Here is a 12,265-nt window from a genome sequence, read left to right as displayed (position 1 = left end):
AAACTCCCGCTTCAAGCAAAGCGAAGTGGGAGTCGTTCACGTCACCTATTTATGACAAAACAAAAAACAAAAAGCAAAAAAGCAGCAAACAAATCTGTCTACTGCCCCCTGCTTGCTCATCATCCCAAAACGTCAACTTTACCGTCTCTGTCAATACGTCGGCGTAGCTGAACGATACGCGTTCAAACGAATTCTCTTTTTGATCCAGCTCAATGACAAATACGGATGGATATGTTTCCGCCAAAATACCACAACGCTCAATCATTTTTCTGCGTCCGCCGTTGGCCCGCAGCGTCAACCGTTTCCCGATATTGGAATCCAGCGTTTTTTTAATATCGGATAAAGTCTTTGGCATTCATCATCCACCTCACTATTTGTAATTATAACAAAGATGATGTCTAAAGTCAAAAAATAAAAATTATATCAGGGCATTTTTATTTCTGTCAATGTATATTTTTCTACAATATCCTTCTTTTTATGTGTGATGTGGAACTTTTTTGTAAAAAAATGCGACGGACGTATAGAAAAAACCGCCCATCAACTGCGGCGGTTTTCCTCTCGATCCTCAATGAGGCGAAACGGCATCCCGGTGCGGAGCACGCCTTTCGTTTCCACCCCACCAAGCCCCTTTTCCCCGGTTAACGTGTTGCGCAACACATCCCATACGTCGACCGTTTCGGTGAACGGGGTGAAGCTGAGGCGCGAAACGATATAGACGGGGTCCAGAGCATGAATGTTCACCCGCGCTGGTGAACTGGCAAAATTCGCCCCAGCGCGGATGAGCGACTCAAAGTGCGACTGGCAGGCGCCGGCGAAAATGATCAGTTGGTCCAAATGGGGCACTTTTTTGCGCGCCTCTTTCACCGTTTGCACAAAATGGCGCGAATGGCGGTACGCTTTTAACTCATGCACCTTTCCTTTTGACTTCGAATACGAATCATGCCCGGTGATGACTAAAATATCAGGGCGAAACTGCTCGATCCAGTAGCCAACTTTTTCCGGCATTTCGCTTTCCTCGCAGTAAATGCCGTGCACCGGCACGCCGATCCGCTCATACAAATCCATACATTTGCGCAAATATAACGGGTCGCCATCCAAATGGAGGACGCGCCCCGGAATTTGAAAAAAATCTTTCTCCACCCGGTATCCGCCGGTCGCCCGATATTCGACTTTTTGCTTGATCGCCTGATAATCTTGGCGAAAAAGCCGATACGATTGTTCGATCAGCTCGATTTCCCGCTTTTTCCGTTCCTGTTGCTCCTGCTCATCGATGACGACTAAATCGCTGCACGGAGCGTCCGCGACGAGGCGCACATCTTCACCATACAAAATCGCTTCCCACTCGCCGTTTTTTTCTTTCATATCAATCACTCGGAACAATAAATCACATTGGTAAGACTTGCGGGCGACAATATCGCCGATTTTAATGACGTCCATCACCGCTCACTCCATTGCATAATCGTTGTCATCCATACGATATGCACGTGCGGACAATAGGTGATAGACGCCTGTTTGGACGGCTTTGGTTGACGAAAAGACCGCTGCCCCCAGAGGAGCGCTTTCTTTACGACTCCTTCATTTGCCGAAAAGCGGTGCCAACGCGTTGCTTAATGAAGCAAACTCAGCGATGTCAAGCGTCTCTCCGCGTCGGCGCGGGTCAATGCCCAAAGCAACGAGCACTCGTTCAATTTGCTCTTTGTTCTCTTTTCCTCCCGGCAAATTGTTTGTTAAGTTGTTGAACAGCGTTTTGCGGCGCTGGGCGAAGCTTGCCCGCACCACTTGGAAAAACACGCCCTCATCGTCGACAACAACAGGCGGATGCTGCCGCTTTACGAGCCGGATGACAGCAGAATCAACGTTCGGCTGCGGCATAAAGACGGTGCGCGGCACCGTCATGATGACTTCCGCTTCGGTATAATACTGCACAGCGATCGTCAGCGAGCCGTAATCTTTCGTCCCTGGCTTAGCGGCAAGACGGTCGGCGACTTCTTTTTGCAGCATGACGACCATGCCGCGGATCGGCAACCGCTCGGTAAGCAGCTTCATAATGATCGGTGTCGTCACATAATAAGGTAAGTTGGCGACGACCATCCGGTCGCTTACATCAGCCAATTCCTCGGCGATGACGGCATGCAAGTCGGCCTTTAATACATCTTGGTGAAAGATGCGCACATTGTCATAAGGAGACAGCGTGTCGGCCAAAATGGGCAACAGTCGGCCGTCGATTTCGAAAGCGACGACTTTTTTCGCCCGCCGCGCCAATTGTTCCGTCAACGCTCCGATGCCTGGTCCGATTTCAATCGCTCCTGTATCAGGGGAGATGTCGGCAACATCCACGATTTTCCGCAAAATGTTCGCATCGATCAAAAAGTTTTGCCCAAGGCTCTTTTTAAACGAAAAGCCATATCGCTCCAAAATTTCTTTCGTCCGCCCCGGTGTTGCAATATCTTTATACATCGTCCGCCTCCTCCTGCATCACGTGCGCTAACGCGGCATAAAAAGCATCACGGGAAATGCGGAACACTTGCAGCCGCTTATGAAACTGCCGACCGTTCGCATAGCCGATTTTCAGCTCCTCGCCAAGACGCTGCCGCCGCCGGCGCGCCATCGCGCCGCCGATCAACCCAGCCTCGATCAGTTCAGCAAACGTAATTTCTTCCTTCCAATCCGACGCCTCTTCATACACGTTGGCGAGCGCCCGACGGATTTCGTCAGGGGACGCGTGCTCAACCCCGATGCCCTTGCCGTTTTTCGCTTTGGCCGCCTCGCGCGGCAAAAAGGCATGCTTGCACCCCGGCACCTGTTCGGCAATCGTGCGGCGAATTTTTTCGCCGGGAAAATCGGGATCGGTAAAAATGATCACGCCGCGGCGCTCTTTCGCCAGCTTGATCCGCTCAATGACATCCGCGCCCACTGCTGCTCCGTTTGTCTCGATTGTATCGGCATCGACGGCGCGCCGGATCGCCGCCGTATCATCTTTTCCTTCCACAACGATCACTTCTTTGATCTTCATCCTCCCATTGCAGAAACAACGGAATCGTCCCTTTTTCCTATTTCTGCAATGCCTCCTTTCCAGTAAAATCAAAAGTAAGGCGAATCATCGCCGAAAGCCGCTTCATTCCCTTATTATTTTTTGAATTTCGCTGAAACTTTTTTTCCGTTTGCATCGTCTAATTTAGCAGAAGCGGCGCGCATTGTCGCGGCACAATGCCATTATAGCGAAAAAAAGCAGAGGGCAAAAACCCTCCGCTTCGTTCTCCCATCGCATCTCTATGGCAATACCCGTATTTTCACGCGCTTTCTGCCCCAACGAAACGCATCCGACCGTTCCGGGAAAAACACATCAATTTTATATCCGCGGATGCCTGAGCCGGTGTCAGCGGCAATGGCATATCCGTATCCTTCCACATACACTCTCGACCCAAGGGGGATGATGGACGGGTCGACCGCAATCACTTTAGCGGAAGGATTTTTGCGCAAGTTGATGCCCGTGCTTGTTATGCCTGAACAGCCTGCACAATAGGCAGTGTAGGCGGTGGCGGTGACGTAAAATTCCTTCGCGGCATGGTCCGAGCCGCGCGAGGACGGGCGGTCGGGCGCGGCAGCTTGGCGCACCGTTTTCGTGCCGATGGCGACAATGCGCGCCTTGCTTTCTTTTAGCGTTTTCACAGCGATTAGTTTGCGCGCCGTTTCTTTGCCGTTTTCCAATGTCACCTCATACGTTTTTTGAACCATCCCTTTTTCTCCAGGCTGAATGACGCGCCGCTCTCCTTTCGGCAATGAGTCATCCCGTTTTGTCACCACGGCAAAGTCGACGGGTTCTTCCACTACATCGGTGACTTTTTTTACTCGGATCACGCGAATGGTCATCTGTTCTTTGACCGTTTCATGCAAGGAGGGCTCTATCCGATCGAGTTGACCTAGCTGAATCCCTTGCTGCTTCAAAAAGTCAGCGACCGTAGTCGAAGTTGTCCATACCTGCTGTTGTTTACCGCCGACATTGACGTGGACTGGAAACGCCTTTTCAACGCCGATGTCCATGCCTTTTTGAATTTTCGCCGAAAGCGCCGGCGCCACTTTGTCATACGCCCCGACCGCCACGTGCTGCGAACGGAGCAGCTCCGCGACCGTATCGGCTGTCGTCCATATCTTTTTCTTTTTTCCATTGACTGTCAGCGTCACTTCTTTGCTTGCTTCCCAAACAATATGGAGATCGTCGGTGATCGGCGAATGCAAGGACGGATAAACATAATCTTCTTTGCGCGGCTGAATGTTTTGCTCCGCAAGCAGCTCTTTCACCGTTTTCGCATGAGTGCGAATTTCTTGTTTGTTTCCGTTTTTGATCAGCGTCACATCGTCTTTGGCCATCTCATATCCAGCAACCCCTGTCGTCGCGGAGATGGCGAGAAACCCGCCCGCTGTGACGGTCACGTTTTTCCTCCATAAGTCCAGCCATTTCCTCCCATTCGGCAACATCAGCTGAACGCCTCCTTTTTCTACGGAATTCCCCTCTCCCTTTAACATGTACGCACGAGCATACTCTATTATGCAGAAAATTCAGTGAAAAAGGAAGGAAGACTTGTCGACACGCGGTTGGCTCATATCGGCTGAATTTGTAGAATTTTATCGTCTTCGCCGCACCTTCGACAAGCTTCCCCGCTGTTCGACGCCTAATTTTAGCGGTCGATGGCGAACAATTTTTTGGCATTTTCCGCCGTTGTTTCCGCTACTTCGGCAAAAGAAATGTTTTTGATCTGTGCGATCGCTTCGGCAACGTATTTGACATAGCTCGGCTCGTTTCGTTTGCCGCGGAAAGGGTGAGGCGTTAAATATGGACAGTCGGTTTCGATCAATAAATGGCTGAGTGGAATCTCCTTCGCCACTTCCTTCGGTTTTTTCGCATTTTTAAACGTGACCGGTCCGCCAAGGGAAATGAGAAAATTCATGTCCATGCACTGTTTGGCCACCTCGACGCTGCCGCTGAAACAATGCATAATCCCGCCGATTTCGGCGGCGTTTTCCTCTTGCAAAATTTTTAAAATATCCGCCGTCGCCTCACGGTTATGAATAATGATCGGCAACTTCACCTTTTTAGCCAGCCGGATTTGCTGCCGGAACACCTCTTGTTGCACGTCTTTCGGCGATTTATCCCAATGGTAGTCAAGCCCCATCTCGCCGAGCGCCACGACTTTCGGGTGAGCGGCGAGCTGTTCAATCATCTGCAAATCATCGTCCGTCATCTCGATCGCATCAACCGGATGCCAGCCAACCGCCGCATAAATAAACGGATACCGCTCGGCCAGCTCGATCGCCCGATCGATCGTCGGACGGTCAAACCCGACGACGACAATGTGTGAAACCCCTTCATCGCAGGCGCGTTCAATGACTTGTTCCAAATCTTCTTCGTATTGGACTGCATTCAAATGTGCGTGCGTATCAAACAGCATACGAATGCCCTCTTTTCCACCTTGATGTTAAGTGTAGCATAGAAATTGGTTACATACGTCACATTTCGTTAACATTTCCATTACAAAATAGCGACAAGGAGGTGTCAAGCGCAACACCCCCTGCCAAGCAAACCGTTATTTGATTTTCGTTCCATTCGGCACGTGTTGATCAACCGTCGCCAGCGAAAATTCCCCGCCGCTGCCTCCGGCTAGAATCATGCCTTCCGACCATTCGCCGCGAAGCTTGGCTGGTTTTAAATTGGCGACGCAAATGACTTTTTTGCCGACGAGTTCTTCTGGTTTGTAAAACTCAGCAATGCCGGAGATCACTTGCCGCTTCTCGCCGCCAAGGTCAAGCTGAAGCTTCAACAGCTTATCGGCGTTTTTCATCCGTTCGGCATGGATGACTTCAGCGACGCGCAAATCGACTTTGGCGAACTCGTCAATCGAAATTTCCGCCGCCTCCGCTGCTTTTTTTTCCTCTTTTACCGGTTCGGCGGCCGGTTTGCCCCCTTGCATATGCGCCTTAATGTACTCCACTTCCGCTTCGATGTCGAGGCGCGGGAAGAGCGGTTCTCCCTTTTGCACTTTTGTCCCTTCCGGAATGAGGCCGAAATCGTACAAGCTGTCCCATTCTTTTAATGAATGATCCGTGATGCCGAGCTGAGCGAACATGCGCTCCGGCGTGCGCGTCAAAAACGGCTGGAGCAGCACTGCCGTATGGCGAAGCGATTCAGCCAAGTGGGTCATGACGGCGGCAAGCTCACCCCGTTTCTGTTCGTCTTTCGCCAATACCCATGGCTGCGTTTCATCGATATATTTGTTCGTCCGGCTAATCAACTGCCAAACAGCAGCGAGCGCGACGGAAAACTCCATTCCCTCCATCGCTTCTTCATATTGACGCACCACTTCGCGCGCCGTTTGCACCAACTCTTGGTCAAACGGTGTTTTCGGCCCGCGGTATGGCGGAATAACGCCGTCGAAATATTTCTCGATCATCGCCACGGTACGGTGCAACAAGTTGCCTAAGTCGTTGGCCAAGTCATAGTTGATGCGCTCAATAAATCCTTCCGGCGTAAACACGCCATCAGCGCCGAACGGCACTTCCCGCAGCAAATAATAGCGGAGCGCATCAAGCCCATACCGGTCGATGAGCGTCACTGGGTCGACGACATTGCCTTTCGATTTGGACATTTTTCCATCCTTCATCAGCAACCAGCCATGGCCGAATACTTTTTTCGGCAACGGCAAGCCGAGCGCCATCAACATAATCGGCCAATAAATCGTATGGAAACGGACGATTTCTTTGCCGACCAAATGGACGTCCGCCGGCCAATATTTGCGGAACTTTTCATCGTTGTCCGTGCCGTAGCCGAGCGCTGTGATATAGTTGGCAAGCGCGTCGATCCAGACATAGATGACATGCTTCGGATTGCCTGGCACTTTAATGCCCCAATCGAACGTCGTCCGGGACACAGCCAAATCCTCAAGCCCCGGCTTAATGAAGTTGTTGATCATCTCATTTTTCCGCGATCCCGGTTGGATAAAATCGGGATTTTCTTCGTAATATTGCAACAAGCGGTCGACATATTTGCTCATCCGGAAGAAATAGGACTCTTCTTTCACTTTCTCAACAGGCCGGCCGCAGTCCGGACAGTTGCCGTCCACAAGCTGCCGCTCCGTGTAAAACGATTCGCACGGCGTACAATACCAGCCTTCATATTCGCCCAAATAAATATCGCCTTGTTCGACAAGACGGGTGAAAATTTGTTCGACGACTTTTTTATGCCGCTCCTGCGTTGTGCGAATAAAATCGTCGTAGGAAATGTCGAGCTTCTTCCATAGCTCCTGAATGCCAGCGACGATCTCATCGACGTATTGCGGCGGCGTTACTCCTTTTTCTTCCGCCTTGCGCTGAATTTTTTGCCCATGCTCATCGGTGCCGGTCAAATACATGACATCGTAGCCGCGCATCCGTTTATAGCGAGCCATGGCGTCCCCCGCCACCGTTGTGTAAGCATGACCGATATGCAGGCGGTCGCTCGGGTAATAAATCGGCGTCGTCAAATAAAACGTTTTTTTCTCCATCGGTTAGGCCCTCCCTCGTACTGTTGAGCACAAAAGCCCCCGTCCGGCGACGAGAGCGGCGTTACTTCTATTTTACATAATTTTTTCATTCTACAAAAACATCTATTTCTCGTGGGCTGAAAAAATATACCCAAACCGGCAAAAATACGGCCGCGTTTTCAACCATCGCTGCGAATTTGTTATACAAGGATAGAGTTTAGATGGGCAAATTCATTCGTTTTCTCCTTTCTTTCTAAACAAACTTTTTTTTGAAATAACAATATACATTTTTTTTAAATTTTACATATTAAAGGATTGACGCTTAATGGAAACACTGATATGATTAGGTTGTAGGAAATTTGTCGAATATTGACGAATAAACGACAAAAAACTTTTTTGCGGAGAGGAGAATCGACGATGAAATCGACAGGGATCGTGCGTAAAGTCGATGAGTTAGGCCGCGTCGTCATTCCAATTGAGCTGCGGCGTACGTTGGATATTAACGAAAAAGATGCGTTGGAAATTTATGTTGACGATGACCGCATCATTTTGAAAAAGTATAAGCCGAACATGACGTGTGTCGTCACCGGCGAAGTGTCGGACGACAACTTCAAACTGGCCGGCGGCAAAATCATTTTAAGCCGCGAAGGCGCGGAAATTTTGCTGCAGGAGATCCAACAGCATCTAGAAGCAGCAACAGACAAAGAAAAAGAATAAAAAAGTTTCTCTGGCTTCAGAGAAACTCTTTTTTTTCTTCTTCTTGCTGTTGATGATACTGCCGATAAACGTCGCGTTTCGACATATTTCGATCACTGGCCGCCTGTTTCACCGCCTCCTTGACGGAAAGGCTGTGCTCGCGAATATAATAATCGACATGTTCGACAAGCGAAAGCGGCTGCCACCATTCCTCTCCCTCTTGCTCTTGTTTCTTCCCGTCTCGCGCCCCTTCGACAATGAGGCAAAATTCGCCCCGGATGTCATGTTCTTCCGCCCAGGCGACCGCATCGCTTAAATCGCCGCGGATGAACTCCTCAAACCGTTTCGTCAACTCGCGGCCAAGAGCGATGCGCCGATTGCCGAATATATCATACATAAGAGCGAGCGTTTCTTTCAAGCGGTGGGGCGCCTCATAAAAAATTAACGTCTCCGCCGCTGTTTTTAATGACAGTAGCTGCTCTTTTTTCTCTTTTTTCGCCCGTTTCAAAAAGCCGACAAACAAAAAGCGGTCCGTGGGCAGCCCGGAGGCGACAAGCGCTGTCAATGCCGCGTTCGCTCCAGGAAGAGGGACGACGCGGCAGCGCTCGGCAAGCGCCGCAGCAATAAGCTCATAGCCCGGATCGGAAATGCCGGGCATCCCGGCGTCGCTCACCAATGCCACCGTTTTTCCTTCCTTCAGCCATTCGACAAGCTGCCGGCCGCTCGCGTATTTATTATGCTCATGGTAGCTGACCAGCGGCGTATGAATGCCGAAATGAGCGAGCAGCTTTTTCGTCTGCCTTGTGTCCTCGGCGGCGATGACATCAGCTTCCTGAAGCGTCCTAACCGCACGAAACGTCATATCCTCCAAATTGCCGATCGGCGTCGGCACGATGTACAGCGTCCCTTGCTCCGTTTGTTCGGTAAAACTTTTTTGCTGCCAAAGCATCCTTGTTCCGCCCCTTTAAGATGAAATAATGCCATATAAGATCCGCTTCGTCTCCTCGGTATATTCGTTATTCTCATCATACACGACAAGCGGAGGCAACACTTTTAAGTCCGGGCTTGCATCTTTTGTCCCTTCAATTAAAATCATGTTCGCCTCTTTGCCCTCTTTCGGGTACACAAAGCGGAGCCGTTTCGGCTCAAGACGGTATTGGCGCATGAGCGTCACAAGGTCAAGCAGCCGCCCGGGCCGGTGGACGAACGCCGCCTTCCCTCCTTGCTTCAACAGCTGGCTGCTGACTCGAATCACATCCTCTAGGGTGCAATAAATTTCATGGCGGGCGATGGCGATATGTTCATTTTTGCTCAGTTCGTCTTTGCCGACTGCCGGAAAATACGGGGGGTTGCACGTGACGACATCGTACCGGCTGTAACCGATCCGTTGCGGCGCTTCTTTAATGTCGCCGTGTATGATCTCGATTTGTCCTTCAAGCCCGTTGTATTGCACGCTTCGCCTCGCCATGTCGCAAAGCCGTTCTTGAATTTCGATGCCGATGATCGTCCCTTTTGTTCGCCGGCTCAACAAGAGGGGAATCACCCCGTTGCCCGTGCACAAATCAACAATCTGCCCCTTTTGAATCGGCATATAGGCAAAATGAGCAAGGAGCACGGCATCAAGGGAAAACGAAAATACAGATGGACTTTGAATGATGCGGAGCTCTTCGTTAAACAAATAATCGAGCCGTTCATCCTCGTACAATTCCACCATGACGCACGATCCTCCATTGAAAAAAATAACCTTTCCGAAACGGAAAGGGTGGCGCTGCCTTTAGTTTTTGTTCAAAAACGACAAGCAAAACAAACAATCGCCCTCGGTGCGAATGCTTCCGTAATGGATGTGACAAATATGAAACCCTTCTTGGTAAAGGCGGGCTAAATTGTCATACCCTTCGCCAATGTCGATGAGTTTTTTGCCATGTTTGTCCCCTTTTCGTTTGCCTTCTTCCCATGCTTCTGACAATTGTTCAAGCCGACGGCGCAAATGAGCATTTTCGATTTGCAGCTGGTGATTCTCTTCTAACAGCTCCGTTACGCGCTGTTTCAGCTGTACCAGCTCGCGGTAAAAATAACTAAGTTGCTCTTCCATATTGGCCACTGATCGAAACACTTCTTTTTTATCTACTTTTTCCACTGGCCCCACCCCAAATTAATCTGCGACGCGAATGGACAACGTCCCGTTTTTCATCAGCTCATCGAGTGTATATTCGACGACCCGTCCGAATTCTGGAAGCTCGATTTGCAGCACCCGCTCTAAAATGTTCAAGCCGACGACTTTGCCGAAGCCGTGCGGTGTTTCGACATATTCCCCTAAATCCGGGAGTTGTTCTTTCGCCGTCTCATACTCTTCGTTTTCATATTTCAGGCAACACATCAGCCGGCCGCACAACCCGGAAATTTTCGTTGGATTGAGCGACAAGTTTTGATCTTTCGCCATTTTGATCGACACCGGTTCAAAATCGCCTAAAAACGTCGAACAACAAAGCATGCGGCCGCACGGCCCGATGCCACCAAGCATTTTCGCCTCGTCGCGCACTCCGATTTGCCGCAGCTCAATGCGCGTGCGGAAAATCGACGCTAAGTCCTTCACAAGTTCGCGGAAATCGACGCGCCCATCGGCAGTGAAATAAAAGATCACTTTATTGCGGTCAAACGTATATTCCACATCGACGAGCTTCATTTCCAGCCCGTGCTCCTCCACTTTGCGCAAGCAAATGTCATACGCCTCGCGCGCCGCCTTTTTGTTTTCTTCCACAACCCATTTATCTTTCTCATTCGCCACGCGGATCACTTTTTTGAGCGGCAGCACGATGTCGTTTTCGTCGACTTGTTTATTGGCGATGACGACTTTTCCGTACTCAATGCCTCGGACCGTCTCGACAATGACGAATTCGCCGACGGGAATAACGGCATCGCCAGGATCAAAATAATAAATTTTCCCTGCTTTTTTAAAACGGACGCCGACTACCGTATACAACGGCTCTCCCTCCTTTACCGCTTTAATTGAAGAACGAGCTGCTCAACAAGCAACGCCGTGCTCATATTCGTTGTATTTAAACGCGTTTTCGCTTGTAAAATCGCTTCCATGCCAGCCAAAATCCGCCGCTGCGGGCAAGCAAGCGCCCATCGTTGCAGGCGGTCCAGCTGATCGCGGTATAACACGCCGTCCATCTGCCCGGCTTGAATATGCAACAAATCGCGGTATAAATATAAAAGCAAATCAAGTCCAAGGTCAAGCTGATGGCTTTCCAAAAAATGCGGAAACAAGCGATCGTGGATGAAAAACAAAAGCTGCAGCTCCGGCTTGCCCAGCATCTCATACCATTGTAGCACTAATGTTCGCGCCTCGGCAAACCAACTATCTTTGGCAAGCGCCAGTGCTTCCTCGAAGCTGTTTGTCAAATGGGCAGCCAACAGCGCCAACGGCAACGGCACGTGCTCCTCGACAAGTCCCTGGGCGAGCTCTGCCGGCGGCAACGGCCGGAACGAAAGCACTTGACAGCGGGAAACGATCGTCCCTAGCAGGCGGTGGTATTGCTCAGTCAGCAATACCGCCACCGTCCCCGAATGCGGCTCTTCCAAAAATTTCAGAAGGCTGTTGGCAGCGCTTGTCGTCATTTGATCGGCGTGCTCAACGATGTACATTTTTTTATCCGACTCGACCGCTGTTTTCGAGAACTCTTGCTGCAGCCATTCGATTTGTTCCTTTTTGATTGATCCTCCATCTGGGCCGATCACCCGGACGTCAGGGTGGTTGCCGGAGTCGATGCGCCGGCAGTTGCGGCACTCTAGACACGGGGAAACTCCGATTGGGGACAGACAAAACAAACGTTTCGCCAACAACAAACTGGCCGCTTTTTTGCCCGTCCCCCGCTGCCCCTCAAACAAGTACGCATGAGAAATCCGCCCTTTTTCCAAGCCGCTTTGCAGCATTTTCGCCACCACCGGCTGGCGTTTCGCTAGCTGTTCCCATCGCATCGCCATCACTCTTCCTTGATTTCTTATTTCTATTCTATCATGTCCGCTAGGAATCATCACGGCCGGATTCATGG

General features: G+C 50.5%; 13 protein-coding genes. 1 reads left to right on the top strand and 12 read right to left on the bottom strand.

From position 1 onward, the window contains the following. Positions 1 to 49: 49 nt before the first annotated feature. The 7 genes from veg to metG all read right to left on the bottom strand — a co-directional run bounded on the left by veg (position 50) and on the right by metG (position 7,535). Positions 50 to 355 (bottom strand): biofilm formation stimulator Veg, encoded by a 306-nt coding sequence (gene veg / locus A0V43_RS15390; protein WP_063193520.1) that lies wholly within the window; start codon positions 353 to 355, stop codon positions 50 to 52. 182 nt (positions 356 to 537) lie between these two features. Further along, entirely contained in the window at positions 538 to 1,437 is a 900-nt protein-coding gene (gene yabG / locus A0V43_RS15385) for a sporulation peptidase YabG (RefSeq protein ID WP_011229552.1), read from the bottom strand. A 138-nt stretch (positions 1,438 to 1,575) separates the two neighbouring features. Next, entirely contained in the window at positions 1,576 to 2,457 is an 882-nt protein-coding gene (gene rsmA, locus A0V43_RS15380; RefSeq protein WP_011229551.1) for a 16S rRNA (adenine(1518)-N(6)/adenine(1519)-N(6))-dimethyltransferase RsmA, read from the bottom strand. Next, positions 2,450 to 3,013, bottom strand: a complete 564-nt coding sequence (rnmV, locus tag A0V43_RS15375) for a ribonuclease M5 (protein WP_014194568.1) — start codon at positions 3,011 to 3,013, stop codon at positions 2,450 to 2,452. Before rnmV ends, rsmA begins: the two co-directional genes overlap by 8 nt. Positions 3,014 to 3,270: 257 nt before the next feature. Beyond that, positions 3,271 to 4,476 carry a G5 and 3D domain-containing protein gene (locus A0V43_RS15370; RefSeq protein ID WP_015373700.1) on the bottom strand — a complete coding sequence of 402 codons (1,206 nt, stop codon included), beginning with the start codon at positions 4,474 to 4,476 and terminating at the stop codon, positions 3,271 to 3,273. A gap of 200 nt (positions 4,477 to 4,676) precedes the next feature. Further along, positions 4,677 to 5,447, bottom strand: coding sequence for a TatD family hydrolase (locus A0V43_RS15365; RefSeq protein ID WP_063193519.1), 771 nt, complete (start codon positions 5,445 to 5,447; stop codon positions 4,677 to 4,679). A 135-nt stretch (positions 5,448 to 5,582) separates the two neighbouring features. Beyond that, positions 5,583 to 7,535: a methionine--tRNA ligase gene (metG, locus tag A0V43_RS15360; RefSeq protein ID WP_063193518.1), complete on the bottom strand. Its 1,953-nt coding sequence runs from the start codon at positions 7,533 to 7,535 to the stop codon at positions 5,583 to 5,585. Positions 7,536 to 7,931: 396 nt separating this feature from the next. On the opposite strand from metG, the gene A0V43_RS15355 reads away from it, so the two are divergent. Then, positions 7,932 to 8,231, top strand: a complete 300-nt coding sequence (locus A0V43_RS15355; protein ID WP_011229546.1) for a transition state genes transcriptional regulator AbrB — start codon at positions 7,932 to 7,934, stop codon at positions 8,229 to 8,231. 16 nt (positions 8,232 to 8,247) lie between these two features. Here the strand turns inward: A0V43_RS15355 and rsmI are convergent, their stop codons facing one another. From rsmI to holB, 5 genes are read right to left on the bottom strand one after another with little or no spacing between them, the layout of a single operon-like run. Further along, positions 8,248 to 9,159 (bottom strand): 16S rRNA (cytidine(1402)-2'-O)-methyltransferase, encoded by a 912-nt coding sequence (gene rsmI / locus A0V43_RS15350; RefSeq protein ID WP_011229545.1) that lies wholly within the window; start codon positions 9,157 to 9,159, stop codon positions 8,248 to 8,250. Positions 9,160 to 9,174: 15 nt separating this feature from the next. Continuing rightward, entirely contained in the window at positions 9,175 to 9,924 is a 750-nt protein-coding gene (locus tag A0V43_RS15345) for a tRNA1(Val) (adenine(37)-N6)-methyltransferase (protein WP_012820433.1), read from the bottom strand. Between the two features lie 60 nt (positions 9,925 to 9,984). Continuing rightward, the gene (yabA, locus tag A0V43_RS15340) at positions 9,985 to 10,302 is read right to left on the bottom strand and encodes a DNA replication initiation control protein YabA (protein ID WP_042381767.1); all 318 of its coding nucleotides are present in this window, start codon (positions 10,300 to 10,302) and stop codon (positions 9,985 to 9,987) included. 60 nt (positions 10,303 to 10,362) lie between these two features. Next, positions 10,363 to 11,190: a PSP1 domain-containing protein gene (locus A0V43_RS15335; RefSeq protein ID WP_011229542.1), complete on the bottom strand. Its 828-nt coding sequence runs from the start codon at positions 11,188 to 11,190 to the stop codon at positions 10,363 to 10,365. Positions 11,191 to 11,204: 14 nt separating this feature from the next. Further along, positions 11,205 to 12,197 carry a DNA polymerase III subunit delta' gene (gene holB, locus A0V43_RS15330; protein WP_063193517.1) on the bottom strand — a complete coding sequence of 331 codons (993 nt, stop codon included), beginning with the start codon at positions 12,195 to 12,197 and terminating at the stop codon, positions 11,205 to 11,207. Positions 12,198 to 12,265 lie beyond the last annotated feature (68 nt).

It is taken from the genome of Geobacillus sp. JS12 (genome assembly GCF_001592395.1).
GTDB classification, from domain to species: Bacteria; Bacillota; Bacilli; order Bacillales; family Anoxybacillaceae; genus Geobacillus; species Geobacillus zalihae.
Note: the sequence above shows the minus strand (reverse complement) of the source record. Positions and strands in the feature narration are given on the sequence as shown.

What these genes read in the sequence shown, in the direction of transcription:
- veg (WP_063193520.1), bottom strand. Translation starts at nt 355, where the DNA reads ATGCCAAAGACTTTATCCGATATTAAAAAAACGCTGGATTCCAATATC.
- yabG (WP_011229552.1), bottom strand. Translation starts at nt 1,437, where the DNA reads ATGGACGTCATTAAAATCGGCGATATTGTCGCCCGCAAGTCTTACCAA.
- rsmA (WP_011229551.1), bottom strand. Translation starts at nt 2,457, where the DNA reads ATGTATAAAGATATTGCAACACCGGGGCGGACGAAAGAAATTTTGGAG.
- rnmV (WP_014194568.1), bottom strand. Translation starts at nt 3,013, where the DNA reads ATGAAGATCAAAGAAGTGATCGTTGTGGAAGGAAAAGATGATACGGCG.
- A0V43_RS15370 (WP_015373700.1), bottom strand. Translation starts at nt 4,476, where the DNA reads ATGTTGCCGAATGGGAGGAAATGGCTGGACTTATGGAGGAAAAACGTG.
- A0V43_RS15365 (WP_063193519.1), bottom strand. Translation starts at nt 5,447, where the DNA reads ATGCTGTTTGATACGCACGCACATTTGAATGCAGTCCAATACGAAGAA.
- metG (WP_063193518.1), bottom strand. Translation starts at nt 7,535, where the DNA reads ATGGAGAAAAAAACGTTTTATTTGACGACGCCGATTTATTACCCGAGC.
- A0V43_RS15355 (WP_011229546.1), top strand. Translation starts at nt 7,932, where the DNA reads ATGAAATCGACAGGGATCGTGCGTAAAGTCGATGAGTTAGGCCGCGTC.
- rsmI (WP_011229545.1), bottom strand. Translation starts at nt 9,159, where the DNA reads ATGCTTTGGCAGCAAAAAAGTTTTACCGAACAAACGGAGCAAGGGACG.
- A0V43_RS15345 (WP_012820433.1), bottom strand. Translation starts at nt 9,924, where the DNA reads ATGGTGGAATTGTACGAGGATGAACGGCTCGATTATTTGTTTAACGAA.
- yabA (WP_042381767.1), bottom strand. Translation starts at nt 10,302, where the DNA reads ATGGAAGAGCAACTTAGTTATTTTTACCGCGAGCTGGTACAGCTGAAA.
- holB (WP_063193517.1), bottom strand. Translation starts at nt 12,197, where the DNA reads ATGGCGATGCGATGGGAACAGCTAGCGAAACGCCAGCCGGTGGTGGCG.